The following is an 18,233-nucleotide window of genomic DNA, read 5'->3' as shown; positions in this document are numbered from 1 at the left end:
GATTAGGCCGCAGGTTGTCTACTTCATTTCTAACATTGACTTTATGTAGCGGTCTTCTGGCAGGATGTATGCCTACACAACAGAAAAGTGCCGCTCCAGCCAAAGAGGATTCCAAGGATCCGCAAGCGCAGCAAAACGTTGAACTGCGCTTTGCCTGGTGGGGAAGTCAAGGCAGACATGACAGAACGCTGAAAGTGATCGACAAGTTCCAACAGCTGCATCCGAATATCAAGATTAAGCCGGAATATACAAGCTTCGACGGGTATTGGGAAAAGCTCTCTACCCAGGTAGCAGGTAACAATGCGCCTGATTTGATGCAAATGAGCATTCTGTATATCAAGGAATATTCGGACCGCGGTGTACTGGCAGACCTTACACCCTACGCGAATAAGGAAATTCAAATGCAAGATCTAAACGAGGACGTTATCAAAAATCAAGGAACCATTAACGGTAAGTTAACCGGTTTACCGGTTTCTGATAACGCTTCCGTCTTAATTTACAACAAAGAAATGTATCAACAAGCGGGCGTCGAGCCGCCGAAACTGGACATGACCTGGAAAGAGTTCTTCGATAAAGCGCGTGAGGTCAAGTCCAAGCTGGGCGACAAGGTCTATGGGGCCTTCGATATGTCGACGTCCTTAGAGGCTTACATGTACTATCTGTTCTCCGTCGGAGATACGTTGTACAAGAATAATCGACTCGGCTATGATGATCAAAATTTCAAAAACTGGCTGAAGATGTGGGATGATGCCCGGAAAGAAGGCATCGTGCCGCCGGCCACGATGACCGCTTCGTTCCTGCCGATCGGAAACGCCGATCCGAATAAGGACGCCTTAATGAAGGGCGTCGTGCCCATTATGGGACCCCAGTTTACGGCTACGTTCCCGGCTTATGAGAACGTGATGAAAGACAAGATCGATATGGTCTCCTATCCGAAGGACAAAAAAACCGGCAGCGTGCTGTTGCCTGCCATGTTTCTTTCCGCATCTGCCAAATCGAAGCATCCGAAAGAAGCGGCCATGTTTCTGGACTTCTTCTTAAACTCGAAGGAAGCCGCAGATATTCTGGAAATGGATAGAGGCTTGCCGGAAAATAAAAAAATGCTGGAGTACTTGACCCCCAAATTCACAGAGCGTGACAAAAAAATGGCGAATATGCTGCAGCATGTGACCAGCATTCAGCCGTCCATGTACGATGGAGGACCTAAAGGCGCGGGCGAAGTGACTAAGCTTTTTGAGCAGACGGTGCAAAAGCAGCAATTCGGCAAATCGTCTATTGATGAAGCGGCAGCCGATTTCCGCAGGGAAGCCGATAAAATTTTCGAGAAGAACAATTAATTTCATAGCAGGAATATAGAAGGCCGCTCAACAGCGGACTTCTATATTTCCAGCGATATTTTTGGTGTAAAGGGGATTAATGCGAACATGAATTCACGCCGGTTTGCCATTATAGGCTGTCAGCATGCGCATATTGGAATATTTATCAGCGAAATGCTGGAATTAGGTTACACTTGCGCAGGAATATTTGAGGATGATAATGATGAGCTGGCCCAAGGCTTTGCTGACCAATTCGGCATCCCTCTTGCGGAAGATAAAGAAAGCTTGCTGGGGGACGACATTGCTGTCATTGGCTGTGCTTCGATCAATGCACATAAAATAGATGTCATCGAGCTATGCGAAAGCCGCGGGAAGCATGTGATGCTGGACAAACCGGCAGTCACAAGCAGGGAAGGACTGGAGCGATTGAAGGCTGTGCTTGACAGGGGGCGCATTCAAATCGGCATGCTGCTCACCGAACGGTTTCATCCTGCCATCTATACGTTGAAGCAGCAGCTCGAGCAAGGTGCTTTAGGCGATATCGTCACGATCGGCATGCGAAAGCCTCACCGCTTGGATGCATCGAAACGGCCTGCCTGGTTTTTCTCCAAGCAGCTTTCAGGCGGAATTCTGATTGATCTGCTTGTTCATGATTTCGATCTTCTCCGCTGGTTTACGGGAAAAGAAATTGAAAAGTTCGATGGCTGCGTGGGCAAAACGATTTTGCCTGAGCACCCGACCTTTTATAATACGGCAAGCGTTCAAGTTGTCATGGAGGATTGTATCGTGGCCCAGCTTTATGCCGATTGGCATACCCCGGGCAAGAGCTGGACGTGGGGTGACGGACGGATTTTCGTAACAGGAACGGAAGGATTCGCCGAGCTAAGGCTGCAAGGGGATCCATTTGTTCGAGAAGAGAGCACCATGATTCAACTGACGAATGGAGAGCCTGCTGTCTTGGTCCCTCTCCTTTCGCCACCATGCACGATTACGGAAGATTTCATCCGGCGTATACAAGGCTTGGATTCCCTCCTGACCCACAACGATATTCTTAAGACAACGGAAGCGACCATCAAGGCCGATGGGCTTGCAACCATTTTAGATGTGCACGAGAGGAAGATTCAGCGATGAAGAAGGAAAGAACAACGACGAAGTTTGCGATCGTGGGATGCGGTGTTATTGCCGAGATTCATGCCAATGCGATTCAAGAAGTTGAGGAGGCCGAGCTGATTGCGGTTTGTGAAACGGAAGCAGAGAAAGGACAAAAGTTCGCGGATAAACACGGTGGCAAGCTTTATACGCAGCTTGAAGATATGCTGCGCAACGATGATATCGATGTGGTTTGCATATGCACGCCAAGCGGGTATCATGCGGAGCAAACCATACTTGCGGCACGGGCCGGTAAGCATGTACTGGTGGAAAAACCGATGGCGATTCACTTGGAAGACGCACACCGGATGATTCGGGAATGCAAGGAGCAAGGTGTGCTGCTGGCCACTATTTTCCCAAGAAGAATGTCGCCTGCCGCCCAATTTGTAAAGAAATGGATCGCGGACGGTAAGCTTGGGAAATTAAGCTTGTGCGACGCTTATGTGAAAATTTTCCGCAGTCAGCAGTATTATGACAGCGCCGGCTGGAGGGGGACTTGGGAGATCGATGGCGGCGGATCGATGATGAATCAGGGGATTCATACGGTTGATCTGCTGCAATGGCTCGTCGGTCCTGTGAAGTCGATTTACGGTCGCGCCCATACGATGCTTAGAAACATCGAGGTAGAGGATACGGCCGTGTCGCTGCTAAGCTTTCAGAACGGGGCTATGGGAGTGATGGAGATCACGACGACGGTATACCCTGATTTGGGTCAGCGATTGGAAATACACGGCGAGAAAGGTTCCATCATTTATAAAGAAGATGAAATTGAATTGTTACAGGTCGATGGAGAAGATATTCAAATCCCAACGTTCGAGCCTTTCCGTGTTATTCCGGACGGACACCGCATCCAAATTCGTGACATGGCCCTCGCCGTACAAGAAAAACGCGCCCCGATCGTGCCAGGCGAAGAAGGAATTCATGCATTGGACATTATTCTCGGCACCTACGAATCTTCTAAACGACAACGTGAAGTCGTTCTGGACCATTCGGATCGATCCTGACAAAGGGCGGGTGATCATCAATGAGGTCCCGTGGGATAAGATTTGATACAAATGAAGCGGTTGAAGTAGAAATCAGCAACGGTTTGATCGTCTCGGTCCGCTCCATTGCTGAAGAGGAAGGGCTTCCTTGGATTTCGCCGGGCTGGATTGACTTGCAGGTCAACGGCTATAACGGATTTGACTTCAACGGTGAAATCACAACGGTTCAGGATGTGGCCGGTGTCACGGAATCGCTGTATGAAAAGGGCGTTACCCGTTACTTGCCGACGGTCATAACGGGAAGCTTCGAGAGAATCAAGCAAGCCATGACGGCCATCTCTGAGGCTTGTGAGCAATATCCGAATGTCAACAAGTCGGTAATTGGCATCCATTTGGAGGGGCCCTATGTCTCCGGCGAAGATGGTCCACGCGGGGCTCACGACAAGACGTTCGTGAGGGATCCCGATTGGCATGAGTTTGCCCAGTGGCAAGAGGCGTCGGGCAATCGGATCCGCCTGGTTACCGTGGCACCGGAAAGAGAAGGGGCTATCCCTTTTATTGAAAAACTGAAGGCAGCCGGTATTGCGGTAAGCATAGGCCACACCTGCGCTAGTCTGGAGCAGCTTGAACAAGCGGTAGCCGCAGGAGCTGCCTTGTCGACGCATCTGGGAAACGGTGCACATCCTGTATTACCGAGGCATCCCCATTACATATGGAATCAATTGGCGGAAGACCGGCTGTGCGCTACTTTTATTGCAGATGGCCATCATCTGAGTAAGGCTGTGTTAAAGGCGATGCTTCGAGCGAAGCGCGATCAATTCATTCTGGTGAGCGATTGTGTGAAATTCGGAGGCATGAAGCCAGGCCGGTATTCAAGCGTAATCGGAGCGGAAGTTGAGCTTCATGCCGACGGCAAGCTCACGCCCGTAGACCAACCGCTGATATTGGCAGGTTCTGCCCAAGCTCTGGATGTGGGCATTGCAGGCGCCATACAGCTTGCCGGAATTACGCTGAATGAGGCGATTCAAGCGGTCACGCTTCGTCCGGCACGTGTCCTCGGCTTTCCAGGCGGAGATTGGCTGCGGCCGGGTAGTGCTGCCAACTTCACGCTCTTTACAGGACCTGATGAACGGGGTTCCCTGGAAATTAGAGAGACCATCGTAGGCGGGGAAACCCAATACTTGAAGCCTTAATGGCATAAGGAGGAGGAGCCGTATGACAATCAGCATCAAGCCTGAGCGAAGTTTGACGGCAGACCATTTAAAGGTCGGGGTGTATGCCAACCGACGCGAGCTGGGTAGGGCAGCGGGAAGCGAGGCGGCGGAAGCAGTCCGTAACCGGCTGAAGGAGAAGGAGCAAGTTCGTATTGTATTTGCAGCCGCGCCTTCCCAGAATGAGTTCTTGGAGCAGTTAGCTCTGGAGGATGGCATCGACTGGAATCGAATAACCGCATTTCATATGGATGAATACATCGGCTTACCGCAAGGCTCGCCGCAACGGTTTTCGGAATTTCTCAAGAGGAGCATCTTCAACAAAGTACAGCCCGGAGTGGTTCATCTGATCGATGGCAGCGACGGAGTGGAGGCGGAGTGCCGCAGGTATGCGGAATTGCTGCAGGAAGCGCCGATCGACTTCGTATTTCTCGGGATCGGCGAGAACGGGCACCTTGCATTCAATGATCCGCCTGTAGCTGATTTCGCTGATCCTTATGCCGTTAAAGCGATCCCGCTGGAGACCGCATGCAGACAACAGCAAGTCAACGACGGGTGCTTTCCGGATCTGAATGCGGTGCCTACACACGCCCTAACCTTAACGATCCCTGTACTTATGTCCGCTTACCGACTATTCTGCATGGTGCCGGGTCCGACCAAACGCGAAGCCGTTAGGAATACGTTAAAGCTTTCCATTACGACAGCATGTCCGGCGACGGTCCTTCGCACCCACCTGAATTGCACCTTGTATGTGGATAACGATTCGTTTGATATGACTTCATATGGATAGCCCGCCAGCTTCATTCTTAATCACGAGCCACAGACGACTTTGATCTCTGTGGCTTTATTGTTGTCGTGATCAAAGGGAGGCACTTGAGAAAAACAGTACGACGCATCCTCGTTTTCCAAAGTCCTGCAATGGCTTCAATGAATTACTGTTTTTGAGTCCCGTTTTCCGCCGGTTTCTTAGGTATTTCCGGCTGCGTCTCGCTGCCGGAACCTTCGGGCTTACCCGCGTCGGGCTCCGGCGGATGGGGCTTGCCAAGGTCGGGCTTTGTTTCCTCTGGTTGAGCGGGCTCGTTCTTAGCCCGATCCGGCTCAGCGCTTTCCGCTCGAACAAGCACATAATGGTCCTGCTCGTAGCGGTAATAGCCGCGCAGCAAGGCTCCCGCGTCCGACGCGCCGGTTTCCGCCGACAGCGGACGGGCAACCGTCAGCTCGCCGTCCTGACCGGACATTATCGCGTCCGCTTCCACGTCAAGAACCGGATGCAGCCCGGTATTGCCGATTTGCACGAGCACATACCGCGCTTTGCGCTGCGCAGAAACGCCTTCGATCAGCAGCAGCTTGTCGCCGCCCGGACTTGCCGGCTCCGAGTAGCGCACCGACTTGGGCTTCACGCCGGGGCTCAGTTCGGTTTCAAGCAGCCCGGGGCTGCCGTCCGCTTGCAGCTGCGCAAAGAAAAGCCGCGTGCCTGTCTCGCTCAAAGCTGCCGCCTGCGCGGATCCGTCCCGTCCTTTGAGCCTCGTCACCGCTGCCAGCTTGCCCGGGGCGCCGGCTGCTTGCAGCAGCTGCTGAGGGTCGTTCGCCAGCTTCCGCTGCTCAACCGCCAGCAGCTCCTTCGACGTGTCGCGGTAATCGCCGATCGTCCGATACAGGGCGATGGCTTCGTCGTACTTGCCGCTGTCGGCAAGCGCAGCCGCTTTTACCAGCCGATTGCGGATAACCGAGTCGACATACGCGTCGATTTTGCTGCCCGGCCCGGCCCAGGCCTCATACGATTTGAGCTGCTGCGCAGCGTCCAGAAATTTCCCCAAATCCTGCTTCTCGACGATGCTGAGCGAACCGAGTGCGAGCTTCTCCAGCTTCGGCGCGATCCATGCCGCCTCCCAGCCCAGCCGTTCATAAGAGATCCTCAATTCTTCGCCGAGCTTCCATACTTCCTTGTAAGGCTTCGTTCTGGCGAGCGCATCCAGCCTCGCCGTATCGCGACTCTGGAGCAGCGCGTTCACCGCTTTGCGCTTGGCGGCGTCGCCGCCGTAATACGCCGCGGGAATCAGGATCAGCTCGGAAGCCGCGCTGCCGGTGTCGTCCGCGGGCTTGCTGCCCGCAAGCCGTTTCTCCGCCGCTTTGCGGGCAGCGGAGAAGGCGTCCGCGAGCGCCGTTTCGAGGTGCGCTTCGCTTGCGGCCTGTGCGAACCGCTCGGCGTCGGCTGCCCCCCGCGCGGCGTGCTGCTGCTTGGCTTCCTGGTAGTCGGCGTGCGCCTTTGCCAATCCGGCCACGCTGCCGGAAGCAGCCGCTTCGGCAATCGAAGCGGAGAGCGAGGCCACGGTTCGCATCGTGTGAACAACCGGCTGCAGCTCGGCGAGGGAGGCGGATATTTCCTCCTTGCGGTAGTCGAAGCCGGGAACCGAGCTCGCTTTCAGGTACTGCGCCTCCGCTTCCATCAGCCGCCCTGCGGCTTTATGTGCTTCGGCCTGCTTGTACGCGCGAACCGTCTGCAGCGCCGCATACGTTTTCCAGCCCGCCAGGGCGAGCATGATCGCGAGCATCACGGCAGCTGCCGTTCTGACGCGGTTCGCACGTTGATAGGTAAACCCCTTCACAAACTTTCCCGCCTTTACGATTTGGAATGAGCATCTTCACCGGACAGTACCGGTACGGCTTGCGGCTTAGACGCGTCGCCGCCGAAGCGGCGGTTCACCGTTTGCCGCACGCGTTCGAACAGCTCGGGATCCTCGTCCGCGCGTTCTGCCGCAAGCTGTTGAAGCCGGCGCAGCCGGTCCTCCGGCAGCGCGTCGGCATAATCCAGCACAAGGCTGCGGTAGAGGGGCAGATGCGACCGGATGCGCAGCGCCGCTGCGGCTGCTGCCGTCAGCACTTCCGAACCGTGCGGAAGTCGTTCGATCTGTTCGCGGTGCTTCACGACATATTGGATCGTCGGCCGGTCAATGAGCTGTGGCTTGACCCGGCCGACCTCCAGCAGATAGGCCACAAAATCGCCGTCGAACCGGTCCGGAATGAGCGAGGTCAGCTCAAGCTCCATATCGCTGCGCAGAATGAAGCGGTTGAGGCACATGAGCTTGAGCAGCCGGATCGGGTTGTCTTTGATGAAAAATCCGATTTCGCGGAATTTCTCGTACGCCGATTTGTAGTCTTCGGCCTTCAGGTCGGCTTCCGCCTTGTCGATATCCTGCAGCAGACCTCGACGAATTTTTTCATGTTCTTGCAGGAGTAGACGGCTCAATATACGTCTAAGGAGATAAGGCTCATAGGTTTGGCGGATTCTGGCGTAAACCGCGATCAGCACCGCGCCGGTCCCTAAGGCAGCCGCCATCTCGGCAAAGCTGCGCGCCACAAGAAAGCCCGCCGCCGCGAAGATGCCGAGAACGAGCATGTCCGTATAGGCGCGCTGCCGGCTCACCGCCTCCGCGGGCTTCGGAAGCGGCATCCACGTCTGCACCGCGCCGCAATCCGGGCAGCTCTCGGCGTCCAGGCAGGTGTAGGCGCCGCAGCGCTTGCATTGGCGCAGACGTTGAAACAAATAGGCCGTTCGCATCGTCTTAGTCAATTGGATGGGTTTTTTTGGACTCATGTGACACCTCCTTGAAGCGTCCGGCCAAAGCTTCGTCGATTTGTGCGAGCGAAATGTCGTGTTTTTTATAATAGACGAACGTCAGCAATCGGACCCCTGCATACAATGCGGCGACAAGCAAAACGATCAAGGTTAGCATGGCACTCTCCCCAGGACAGCGAGAATCTTAAGAAAATGATAAGAATTCGCTGAGTAGCATTTTTATTTAGGACCAGATATTATATTAAATTACTAGCGACTGTAATGAACATTGTACAACCCTATCCGACAAAATACTACAAGAGCGACAGCCTTCGGGCGCAGGCGCTTGTTTGGAGGAATGACCCGCTGTGAGAAAAAGAAACCTATGGCCGCGCACGCTGCTGCCGCTGCTGCTGGCCGTGCTCCCGCTGCAGACGGCTGCGGCACAGACGGCCGGGCCGGCCGGGCCGGCCGGCGATGCGAGAATGGACGCCGTGCTTGCGGTGGATGTCAGCACATCCATGAACGAAAGCGACGTGAATAAGGTAAGCTTCGAAGCCGTCAAGCTTTTTGTCGACATGGCTTCGGTACAGGGCGACAAAATCGGCGTCGTCGCCTATACGGACCGCATTATGCGCGAGAAAGCGATGCTCCTGATGAAGGACGCGTCGGACAAGCAGAGCGTGAAGACTTTCATCGACCAGCTCGACCGCGGGCCTTACACCGATCTGGCCGTCGGTGTGAATGAGGCGTTGAAGGTGCTGGAGAACGGAGCCGATCCCGCTCATACCCCGTTGGTCGTCCTTCTGACGGACGGCAACAACTCGCTGCCTGCCGGCAGGACGCAGGAGCAGTCGGACAAGGAACTGGCCGGAGCGGTCGAGCGGGCCAAGACCGAAGGCATTCCGATCTATACGATCGGACTGAATGCCGACGGTCAGCTGAACCAATCGGCGCTCGAACGGATTGCGGGTGAAACGGACGCCAAATCGTTCGTGACCAGCTCGGCCGACGATCTGCCGGCCATCCTGAGCGAAATCTATGCCCGCCATTTGAAGCTGAAGGTGCTGCCGATTCAAGAGCTGAACGGGAGCGGGGCCTTCCAGGAGGTGGCGCTCGACATTCCGAACGCCAGCGTCAAGGAGGCGAACATCTCGATCATGTCCGGTTCCCCGGTGGAGCTGAAGCTCTCCGATCCGAAGGGCACGGAGGTGCCTATACCTTCGGACAAGATTCTCTTTTCGTCGTCAAGGGCTTATTCGCTTCTCAAAATTTTGCAGCCCGCACAAGGGACCTGGAAGCTGCAGGTGAAGGGCGCGCCGAAGGATAAGATCAAGATCAACCTCATTTACAACTACGATCTGAAGCTGCAAATGGAGCCTTTGCCTACTCAGACGTGGAAGGTGGGGGATGATGTTGCAGTTCAAGCGTATTTGGAATCGGGCGGCCGGAAAGCCGGAGATGCGGATCTGTACAAAAGCTTGAAAGCGACGCTGATCGTCAAGGATCTGCAAACCGGCAGGACGGAGGAAAAGCCGCTCGTCTCCAGCGCGCAGGGAATTGCCGGCAGCTACAAGCTGCCCGAAGCGCACGAATACGAGCTGAAGGTAAGGGCGGAGGATGCGGGCTACATCAGAGAGACCGACCCGGTCAAGCTGTCGGCGGCGGGTGCCGCCGGCAGGGCGCCGTCACCGCAATCGGGGCCGGAAGCGGCGGAGCCGGGTCTCGGGGCCGGGGCGTGGGCGGCGATCGCCGCCGGCGTTTTGGCCGCTGCGGCTGCGGGGCTGTACGGCTTGGCGCTGTGGCGCAAAGCGAACAAAGGCTTCGTCGGGCAGATGGTGATCGAGGTGCGCGACGAAGATACGGGAGAGCGGACAACCCCGCAGTACCGCAACCTGGACGCCTTCAAAGGCAAGGTCACGCTTCACCAGCTGCTCCAGCTCGCTCCCGAATTTGCCGAGACGAAGGATTTGACGTTCCGCCCCGGGCCGAACGACAGCCTGCTGCTGTATAACGGGTCGGCCTGCGTCATCGAGAAGGGCGGACGGGTACTGGACGCGGCAGGCGGCAAAGAGCTGCGGGCGGGAGACCGCATCCGCATTATGCTCAGCGGGGTCCACCGCTCGGTGACGCTCGAATACATCAAATAGCAGCTTCATGAAAGAGACAAGCAAGCTTGAGCATTCTAACCGTTCATCGTTATCCCATAGGAGGGTCAAACATGAAAGCAGTCGTAAGAGAACATATTCAGCAGCTCGACGTGTCGCTCGGCGGTGGCATCGTCAGCGAGAAAATACGGGTCGATACGATCGACAACCCGATGCTGGTCATCGGTCTCGGAGGAACCGGCATCGATGCGCTGCTCCGCTTAAAGTATCAGGTCAACCGCCGGTTTAAGCTGCCCGAGGACCCGTACACCAAGAAAAAGCGCGAAAAGCCTGACAATATCGAGTTTCTCGCCTTTGAGACGAACGAACACGACCGGGGCAAAAGGTACAAAGGCATCGGCCTCGACCCGATGACCGAGTTTGTGCTGCTTGCCAACGCCGAAATCGGCAGCGTGCTGCAAAACCGCAGCATCCTCGAGCCGTACATCAAGGAATGGCTGTCGCCGGAGCTGACGATTACCGACGGCATTAACGGCGCATCCGGCGTCCGCCAGGCGGGGCGTCTGCTGCTGTTTACCAAGATCGTGCAGGTCGTGCAGACGATCGAGCGCAAAATCAAATCGCTGATGGTCGGCACGAACAAGAAGCTGATGGTGTTCGTGCTGACCGGCTTGTCCGGAGGCACCGGCAGCGGCTGCTTCCTCGACATCTCGTACATCGTCCGCGGCATTCTCGAGCGTGATTACGGTGCGGCCGGGGTGGACAAGGTGAGCATTCTCGGCTACCTGTTTACGCCGGACGTCAATTTGGCGAACAAAAGCCTGACCGAGCATTCGCGCGAATATATCAAGAAGAACGGCTATGCCGCCCTCAAGGAGCTCGACTACTGGATGAACGTCGACGAGCGTGGGGAGCGGTTCCGGCAGCAGTATGCGAACATTCTGAACGTCCAATCGCCGATGCCGCCCTTCAACCTCGCCCACTTGATTTCGGCGACGAATCTCGAGGGCAAGCTGCTGGAGAACGCCTACGATTACTGCATGAACGTAACGGCCGAGAATATCACGAATTTTATGGCCAGCGAGCAGAAGCAATCCGGCGAGGAGTTCGCCATTCACGACTACATCAGCAACATCCGCACGAATATTAACCAGATGCCGAAGGCGTATGCGGCCAACTATCAATACAACATCCTGGGCGCTTCGTCGGCGGTGCTGCCGATTGAAGAGATGACGACTTATTTGGCTTATAAAGTGTTCCAGCGCATGGAGAACATGTTCAATGCCGGTCCGTCCCAGGAGGACGTCGAGAAGCTTGCCCATAAGCTCGGGCTCGATCCCGATTCGATCCACCGCGAATTCGACAAACGCGTGCCGGAGCCGCTGCCCGGCTACAAGAACAGCGAGCGGCTCAGTTACGCGAACGTCGTGAAGCAGCAGGTCGTGCACGTCGACACGGAGCTGGAGCAAAGCTATTTATCCCGCGCGCGCGAGGAATATATCAAATGCCGGAAGCAGCTGCCGGGCGAGATCAAGGAGCGGTTCACCGAGCAGATTACGCGGGTGTTCCTGCATCCGGAGCAGGGGCCGTTCTATGCGTCGCGCATGATCTTGCAGGACAAGGGCTTCTGCCTGCTGAAGCTGATCTCCTCCTACATCGAAGCCTTGAAGGAAAATTTGGCGCGGCTTCCGCGCGATCTCGAAGCGGCTCAGGAAAGCGCGCTGCAAAAGCTCGGCGAAGCCAAGAGCGCGTTCATCTCCAAGGACCGCAAGAAGGATGCTTACATCGAGGCCAAAATTCAGGAGTACCTACTGCACGCGGATCGTGAGCGGATGGAGCAGATGATCGAGTTTTACGAGGATTTGTACACGCTGATCAACCAGGACAACTCCCGGATCTATCAGGTGTTCACCGAGCTGCTGAACGAGCTGAACCGGATTTTCGAGAAAAACGGCCAAATCTTGATGAACGGCGACGAGCAGGTCGACCACAAGGGGAATAAAACGTACTACTGGAACGTCGTCAGCGTGCCGGATATGGCGAAGATGATCGGCCGGTTGACGGAGGACCGCAACTCGCAGGAGCTGATCCGTGATTTTACGCAGGAGCTGCTGGCGAAGGCCAACCATTGGGTGAAGGAGCAGGAGGTCGATATCGTCGGCTCGATTTCGGACTTCCTCACCGAGCAGTTCGGCGAACTCATCACGAAGTCGATGGAAGAATATTTGATCATCCAATACGGCCATGAGGATTCGATCGAGAAGCTGGTGGAGCAGCGCATCGCCGGAAGGCTGTACGAAGAGGCGAAGCCCGTGTTTCATCTGACCAATTCGTCGGGACACTTCAATTTTCCGTCGTGGGGTTTCGTTTCGGTTCCGGTGAAGGCGCCGAACATCTTCAAGGGCATCCGCAATTTTCAAGACAACGCGATCGCCAATTCGCGGTTCACGATCAAGGAGAGCGAGGTGAAGAACCGCATCTTCTGGCTGAACACGCAGAACGGCGTGCCGTTGTTCCTGTATACGCCGCTTAAGGTATACGAGGAAAGCTACGAGCGCTCGATTCTGGAGCCCGAAGGGATCGGCCGGCATCTCGTGCAGACCGACAAAGTAAACTGGACGTACTTGCCGTCGCCGATTCCCGAGCGTTCCTGGGGCGACACCTATGTGAACGGACGGGTGCGCAGTTACAACGCGGAGGTCCGCGCGCTGTTCGACCGGGCGCTTGCGCTCGGCTGCATCCGTGAGAAAGCGGCCGATTCCGGAGCGATCCACCGCTATGAGTGCGTGCTGTCGGGACCGCTTGACCTGGAACGCAAGGTCGCGTCCTACGCGATGCAGCTGCAGGAAGCGCGTCCGAACTTGAGCGAGGTCAAGCGCTGCGCGACGGAGCTGCGGACGCTGCTTGAGCAGGGGCTGGAGCCGGTGAGCGTGAAGGATATTTTCGGCAGCGTCAGCGAAGAGATGGCGAAAGAAAACCTGATCCGTTCGCCGGAGCTGCTGCGGCTGGTCAAGGAAGAAATCCGCAAATACGAACAGATTCGCGAACGCGTCGAGGAGCTCGATAAGGTGATCGCCGCCCATCAGGATGAGGAGCGGCTGATGAAGCAGTTCATCGAGGCGATGTATACGGGAACGATTGTCCGCAGAGGCGCGCTCTATGTGTACGATCACGGGCCCGACGAAGACCCGTGGGAGCCGTTCGCCAATGTCATGCAGGCCGGACGGTTCCTGGATTTCGAAATATACGCCAAGCTGCGCGGACTCCAGCCGAAGCAGATGGCCCAGCTGCAGCGCAAATCGTCCGAACGGAGCAGGCAAATGACCGCATCCGAAGACATCTCTGACCTGCTCGGCAAGCTGCAGGAAATGGCCGGCGTTTATCAAGACGCCAAGGCGGCGCTCGATTACGACCGCGGCGATTATGTGAACGGGGAAGAGCTGTACCGGTTCTACAAAGAGATGGCCGGCAAAGTGAACGAGATGGTGCGCAGCCTGAAATAGGGCTGACAAGATAGAAAGCCGGAACGGTTCGTCCGGCTGGGGGAGAGAGCGCACATGAAGGAACGACTCGCGGCGTTTACAGATCACTACGCCGAACGAAAGGACAGGACGGAATCGGGCGGGGACGAGCGGCGGAGCCTCCGCCATCCGCTCGTTTATCTCGTCGTCGGCGACCGGTCGAAGCAGGCGCTCGAACGCCTGTTCGAGCTGAATCGCACACAGTGGACGCATCCGGAAGGCGTGATGTATGTATATGCGGGGGCTGAGGAGCTGACGGGGCCGGTGGCCGGCCATGCTTTCCAGTGGCAGCCGCCGGTGCCTGCGGATGCGGACGACAAGCGCTCCCTGAGGTCCCGGCTGCCCCAAACGCTGTACGGCAGCGAGGAGAAGCTGCAGGAGTTGAACGGGCTGCTGCGGCGGCTCGTGGGCCGGATCGGGGAAAGCGGACGCTTGTACGCGTCCTTGATGCAGGTGCACGTCGCCGTGATCACGCGCGCGGACGATCCTTGGAACGCCCTGCTTCCCGAATTGACGGTGCTGCTGAAATCGGTCTTCGCCGAAAGCTTCCGCACGGTTTCGGCCGATCTGTTCGCGCTGCTGCGGGAGAAGCAGGCGCACGGCGATTACGCCTACGATGCGGCGCTTGGCGTCAGCTTCCTGCACGAGCTGGACCGCATGCAAAGCCGCTCGTTCCGGTTCGAGGCCGGGCTGCAAGTGACGGCCGACGGCCTCAAGCTGCCGGCGGTCCATCCGCCTTCGCCCTTGTTCGATACGGCTTACATGCTCGGGGACAAGGACGAGCGCGGACGGTTCGCCGAAGACGATACGGCGGTTTGCGCAGAAATTGTCTGCCGGTTAAGTTTCTTGCGCTGCCGCCAGACGGCGGACGCCGAAATCCGGCACAACCCGTACAATCATCAGCTGTTCCGGCAAAATATGATGCCGCCCGGGGCGGCCGAAGCGCACTATGCCTCGGCGGGGCTCGCCAAGGCGACCCGCCCGGACCGGGCGATCGCGCTCACGGTGCTGCTCGCCCTGCACCGCCGCCTGCTCAGGCTGATGCAGGAGAGGGGCGAAGCCGGACAGCGCGAGCTGCTGGAAGCGCTCGGACTCGATGCGGGGCAAGCCGATACGGTCGTGCAAGCCGCCATGGCTCAGCTGCCCGACCCGGTTGAAGAGATGCATGGCTTGCTCTACGAGCCGATGTCCGTCCCGGAGCTGCGGCGCATGACGCTGCGTCAGGCGGAGAGCGCGCTCTTCGGGAGCAACGCCCGTGATTTCTTCGAGCGGCAGAGCGAGCGGCTGCGGGGAGCCTTGTCCGCGGCCAGCCATGCGGAACGGCTTCGCCAAGCCGTAGAGCAGCGGCTGGTGAGCGATCCGCGGTACGGGCTGTGGGCCGTATACCGCTGGACGTCGGCGGATGAGCGCCACGGGTTGACCGGCGCGGTGCGCGAATGGCGGCTGGAGAACGACAGGCGCCTTACGGCGGGGCGCGCGGAGCTGGATGCGCTCTACGAAGAGAGCGCGGACAGGCTGCCCGCCGCCCGCGGCGGCATGCTCGGCCTGTTCGGCGCCAAGCCGAATGTGAAGGCGACGGTCGGCGCGCTGCTGGACCGCGTGTACGGCCTGAAGCGCGAGCTGCTGCGGTTGGAGCTGAAGCGCGAGCTATTGCTGCGTTACGAGCAGCTGCTGGAGGAGACGCACGAACGGCTCAAGCGGTACACGGAGCGCCTTGAGGCGATCGACAAGCGGCTGCAGGAAGCGTGCCGTCTGTGCATCTCCGAGGCGAACGACGAGATGGGCCGCAACGTCGAGGAATACTATGCGCAGGCGGTGGAGGTCATCGCGGCCGAGCTGGAGACGCGTTGGGGAACCCGATTCGAGTTCGACGAGCGGCGTATGGGTTCCGTGGCGAAGCTCCTGGAACAAGGGGACGAGGCTTATGCGGAGCGGCTGATGCAGGTAGCCCGGAGCGATTGGTTCACTCATTCGCTGTTCGCGCAGCCTTTCGAACAGGAGCTGCTCGAGCGGGCCAACGTGACCGTCAGCTACGAGAACCGGCAGGCGCTGACCAAGGAGGAGCTGTACCGGGATTTATGCCGGGCGCTGGACGAAGAGTCTGCCGTTCGGGTGGACGTGTACCGGTTTACGCATCGTCACCGCTATGAGGAGAGCTACTTGTTCGGCGATGCCGACAGCGAGCTGCTCCGTTATGCGCTGGCGTCCGGGGAACAGGCGCAAACGAAGCTGGGCTGCATGCACGAGCAGCGGCGCAGCGGAGTCGAGAAGCTGCGGATTATGGGCGGTTTCCGCCGGGAGGACTTGATGGTTTACCGGGGCGGCAGGCGATTTTACGAAACGTACCTGCAGAACGGTTACCGGTTCCATAGGCCCGGATGGGAAGCTTCGGAGCCGGAAGCGGCTTCCGGGGCGGACGCCAAGGAAAGAGGGGATAGCCGTTGAAACGGCGCAAATGGAATGGTTTGCTCGTCGGCTTCGCCCTGGCGGGCGGACTGGCAGGCTTTATCGCAGGAGAATGGCTGCTGGGCCGCCTGTCGGGCTCGCTGCACGAAACGCTGCTGATGGGATTGTACTTCGGGCTGTTCGCCCTTCTCGTGACGGCCGGCTGTCTGCTGGCGGAAACGATATCGCCCAAGCTGAACGGCGCAAATTGGCGGCTGCGTTACGCTGCCGAAGGATGGAAGTGGCTGGTGCCCGCTTCCTTCGTCCTGCTGTTTGCCGGCGGCGCGCTGTTCCAGTGGGTATACGGGCTTGATTTCGGACGCAAGGCGGCGCCGAAGGATTACGTGCTGCTTCTCGACATGTCCGAGAGCATGAAGGAGAACGACCCGAACATGCAGAGCCGGATGGCGGCGGCTTCGCTCGTGGCCGAGATGTCGGCGGACAAGCGGGTCGGCGTCGCGATTTTCAATGAAAATACGACATGGCTTCAACCGCTCGTCGGCTTGAAGGACGAGGCGGTCAGACGGGATATTGCGGGCAAATTGGAGGGCGCGCCCGAGCCGGTTGGACAGACCGATATCGGCAAAGCGCTCGGGCAAGCGATCGAGCAGATGAACGTATCGGGAACACCGGCGAACCGCGGAGCGGTCATTCTGATTTCGGACGGGTACAGCGAGACGAATGTCGCTGACGTCACCGCGCCCTATGTGTCGCGGGGCTTTGCGATTCACACCGTCGGCATCGAATCGCCGGGGAACGAAGAGGGCAAACGTCTGCTCTTGCAGCTGGCGGAGGCGACCGGAGGGACGTACCGGCACGCGGAGCAAGCCGAACGGATTCCGGAAGCGATCGGCCATATTTATGCGGCCCAGCAGAACGGGCACTTGCTGGAGGAGCGATCCGGACCGGAGGCCGACAGCGTATATCGCGCGTCGCTCCGCGTTGCGATCATGCTGGTTGTCGGCGGGCTGCTCGGGCTTTCGCTCGGCATCGTGTTCGACAACCGTTACTTGGCGAGAAGCTTCCTGCTCGGCGGGTCGGCGGCCGGTTTGCTGGCGGGACTCGTGCTGGAAGGCGGGCTGCCGACGGACCACCCGGCTTTGACTCGTGCGGCCGCTGACCTCATATTGGCCGTGGTGCTGTCGCTGTCCACCGTCCTGTTTGCGGTGAAGGAAAGCGGCGTCGGAGCGGGCTTGCGCCCGTTCCGGCCGGCATCCGGCTACGGCAGACTGCCGGAGCGAACCGGAACGCAGGGCGAGCGGACCGGCAAACGATTCCGGTAACGGGCTAAAGGAGGAGACGGCCGATGTTGTGGACAACGGCGGAAGAGCGGCATCGCATCATGAAGGCCGCCTCGCGGCTTGCAGAAGGGGAATGTCTGGTGACCTGGCAGTGGCCGGCAGACATTCAATATGTGCAAATTTACAGCTTCGGTCCCGGGGAAGAAGAGTCCGGCGAGCAGCCGGACGAGCGCCGCATGAAGCTGTATACGCGTGAAGAATACAAAGTTCGCGGCGGGTACCGGCTGCCCGCCGATTTCATCGGAGCCCGGTATTTCCGCATCTATCCTTGCTTGATGGAGGAAGGACAGCTGGTGGCGCTGCGCCAAGCGGACGGGGACAATCTCGCCCGCGTCAGCGGGGGGCGCGCCAAAGTCCGCTACTCGATTCAGTACGGACTGGGCTGGTTTGCCAAGCACCGTTCCGTGCGCATCCGGCTGCACTGTGAAATACCGGTTCCGAAGGAAGCGCTCTGTTATGTCAAGAAGCAGGATGCCGTGCCGCTGCACGCGGATGACGGCACAAGGTACCCGCTGCTTCGCGATTTGCCGGCGGGAAGGTCGGAGCTGCCGGAGATCGAGGTCGGACGCCGCGATCAGGTGCGGATTTTTTTGACCGACGGAAGAACGTATGGGGACCAATTCGAGGTCGTCCCGGAGTAAGT

The 18,233-nt window shown here is 57.9% G+C and carries 13 protein-coding genes; 10 read left to right on the top strand and 3 right to left on the bottom strand.

The window, feature by feature from the left end; translation table 11 throughout:
* The first annotated feature begins 68 nt into the window (after nucleotides 1-68).
* From PVA01S_RS00590 to PVA01S_RS00570, 5 genes are all read left to right on the top strand, one after another.
* Nucleotides 69-1,337, top strand: coding sequence for an ABC transporter substrate-binding protein (locus PVA01S_RS00590; RefSeq protein WP_164751691.1), 1,269 nt, complete (start codon nucleotides 69-71; stop codon nucleotides 1,335-1,337).
* Nucleotides 1,338-1,424: 87 nt separating this feature from the next.
* Nucleotides 1,425-2,447, top strand: a complete 1,023-nt coding sequence (locus PVA01S_RS00585; protein ID WP_127604326.1) for a Gfo/Idh/MocA family protein — start codon at nucleotides 1,425-1,427, stop codon at nucleotides 2,445-2,447.
* On the top strand, nucleotides 2,444-3,469 hold the full coding sequence (locus tag PVA01S_RS00580) for a Gfo/Idh/MocA family protein (protein WP_127604324.1): 1,026 nt from the start codon (nucleotides 2,444-2,446) through the stop codon (nucleotides 3,467-3,469). The genes PVA01S_RS00585 and PVA01S_RS00580 overlap by 4 nt, the downstream gene beginning before the upstream one ends.
* 20 nt (nucleotides 3,470-3,489) lie before the next feature.
* On the top strand, nucleotides 3,490-4,641 hold the full coding sequence (locus PVA01S_RS00575; RefSeq protein WP_127604322.1) for an N-acetylglucosamine-6-phosphate deacetylase: 1,152 nt from the start codon (nucleotides 3,490-3,492) through the stop codon (nucleotides 4,639-4,641).
* Nucleotides 4,642-4,663: 22 nt separating this feature from the next.
* Nucleotides 4,664-5,449 carry a glucosamine-6-phosphate deaminase gene (locus PVA01S_RS00570; RefSeq protein ID WP_127604320.1) on the top strand — a complete coding sequence of 262 codons (786 nt, stop codon included), beginning with the start codon at nucleotides 4,664-4,666 and terminating at the stop codon, nucleotides 5,447-5,449.
* A 142-nt stretch (nucleotides 5,450-5,591) separates the two neighbouring features.
* On the opposite strand, the gene PVA01S_RS00565 is transcribed toward PVA01S_RS00570, so the two are convergent.
* The 3 genes from PVA01S_RS00565 to PVA01S_RS26395 are packed head-to-tail and all read right to left on the bottom strand — an operon-like array spanning nucleotide 5,592 to nucleotide 8,393.
* The gene (locus PVA01S_RS00565) at nucleotides 5,592-7,265 is read right to left on the bottom strand and encodes a hypothetical protein (RefSeq protein WP_127604318.1); all 1,674 of its coding nucleotides are present in this window, start codon (nucleotides 7,263-7,265) and stop codon (nucleotides 5,592-5,594) included.
* A 14-nt stretch (nucleotides 7,266-7,279) separates the two neighbouring features.
* Nucleotides 7,280-8,254 (bottom strand): hypothetical protein, encoded by a 975-nt coding sequence (locus PVA01S_RS00560; protein WP_127604316.1) that lies wholly within the window; start codon nucleotides 8,252-8,254, stop codon nucleotides 7,280-7,282.
* Nucleotides 8,223-8,393 carry a hypothetical protein gene (locus PVA01S_RS26395; protein WP_164751690.1) on the bottom strand — a complete coding sequence of 57 codons (171 nt, stop codon included), beginning with the start codon at nucleotides 8,391-8,393 and terminating at the stop codon, nucleotides 8,223-8,225. The genes PVA01S_RS00560 and PVA01S_RS26395 overlap by 32 nt, the downstream gene beginning before the upstream one ends.
* A 190-nt stretch (nucleotides 8,394-8,583) precedes the next feature.
* Here PVA01S_RS26395 and PVA01S_RS00555 point away from each other — a divergent pair, with 190 nt between their 5' ends.
* The 5 genes from PVA01S_RS00555 to PVA01S_RS00535 all read left to right on the top strand — a co-directional run bounded on the left by PVA01S_RS00555 (nucleotide 8,584) and on the right by PVA01S_RS00535 (nucleotide 18,231).
* A complete protein-coding gene (locus PVA01S_RS00555) occupies nucleotides 8,584-10,365 on the top strand; it encodes a vWA domain-containing protein (RefSeq protein WP_244932864.1) in 1,782 nt (593 codons plus the stop codon).
* Between the two features lie 71 nt (nucleotides 10,366-10,436).
* Nucleotides 10,437-13,826, top strand: a complete 3,390-nt coding sequence (locus tag PVA01S_RS00550; RefSeq protein WP_127604314.1) for a tubulin-like doman-containing protein — start codon at nucleotides 10,437-10,439, stop codon at nucleotides 13,824-13,826.
* 54 nt (nucleotides 13,827-13,880) lie between these two features.
* The gene (locus PVA01S_RS00545; RefSeq protein WP_127604312.1) at nucleotides 13,881-16,289 is read left to right on the top strand and encodes a hypothetical protein; all 2,409 of its coding nucleotides are present in this window, start codon (nucleotides 13,881-13,883) and stop codon (nucleotides 16,287-16,289) included.
* A complete protein-coding gene (locus PVA01S_RS00540) occupies nucleotides 16,286-17,572 on the top strand; it encodes a vWA domain-containing protein (RefSeq protein ID WP_127604310.1) in 1,287 nt (428 codons plus the stop codon). The genes PVA01S_RS00545 and PVA01S_RS00540 overlap by 4 nt, the downstream gene beginning before the upstream one ends.
* 23 nt (nucleotides 17,573-17,595) lie before the next feature.
* Nucleotides 17,596-18,231, top strand: a complete 636-nt coding sequence (locus tag PVA01S_RS00535) for a hypothetical protein (RefSeq protein WP_127604308.1) — start codon at nucleotides 17,596-17,598, stop codon at nucleotides 18,229-18,231.
* The last annotated feature ends 2 nt before the right edge of the window (nucleotides 18,232-18,233 follow it).

This window comes from Paenibacillus validus NBRC 15382 (assembly GCF_004000985.1).
GTDB lineage: Bacteria > Bacillota > Bacilli > Paenibacillales > NBRC-103111 > Paenibacillus_G > Paenibacillus_G validus.
Note: the sequence above shows the minus strand (reverse complement) of the source record. Positions and strands in the feature narration are given on the sequence as shown.

What these genes read in the sequence shown, in the direction of transcription:
- PVA01S_RS26395 (WP_164751690.1), bottom strand. Translation starts at nt 8,393, where the DNA reads ATGCTAACCTTGATCGTTTTGCTTGTCGCCGCATTGTATGCAGGGGTC.
- PVA01S_RS00575 (WP_127604322.1), top strand. Translation starts at nt 3,490, where the DNA reads ATGAGGTCCCGTGGGATAAGATTTGATACAAATGAAGCGGTTGAAGTA.
- PVA01S_RS00550 (WP_127604314.1), top strand. Translation starts at nt 10,437, where the DNA reads ATGAAAGCAGTCGTAAGAGAACATATTCAGCAGCTCGACGTGTCGCTC.
- PVA01S_RS00570 (WP_127604320.1), top strand. Translation starts at nt 4,664, where the DNA reads ATGACAATCAGCATCAAGCCTGAGCGAAGTTTGACGGCAGACCATTTA.
- PVA01S_RS00580 (WP_127604324.1), top strand. Translation starts at nt 2,444, where the DNA reads ATGAAGAAGGAAAGAACAACGACGAAGTTTGCGATCGTGGGATGCGGT.
- PVA01S_RS00560 (WP_127604316.1), bottom strand. Translation starts at nt 8,254, where the DNA reads ATGAGTCCAAAAAAACCCATCCAATTGACTAAGACGATGCGAACGGCC.
- PVA01S_RS00535 (WP_127604308.1), top strand. Translation starts at nt 17,596, where the DNA reads ATGTTGTGGACAACGGCGGAAGAGCGGCATCGCATCATGAAGGCCGCC.
- PVA01S_RS00590 (WP_164751691.1), top strand. Translation starts at nt 69, where the DNA reads ATGCCTACACAACAGAAAAGTGCCGCTCCAGCCAAAGAGGATTCCAAG.
- PVA01S_RS00545 (WP_127604312.1), top strand. Translation starts at nt 13,881, where the DNA reads ATGAAGGAACGACTCGCGGCGTTTACAGATCACTACGCCGAACGAAAG.
- PVA01S_RS00585 (WP_127604326.1), top strand. Translation starts at nt 1,425, where the DNA reads ATGAATTCACGCCGGTTTGCCATTATAGGCTGTCAGCATGCGCATATT.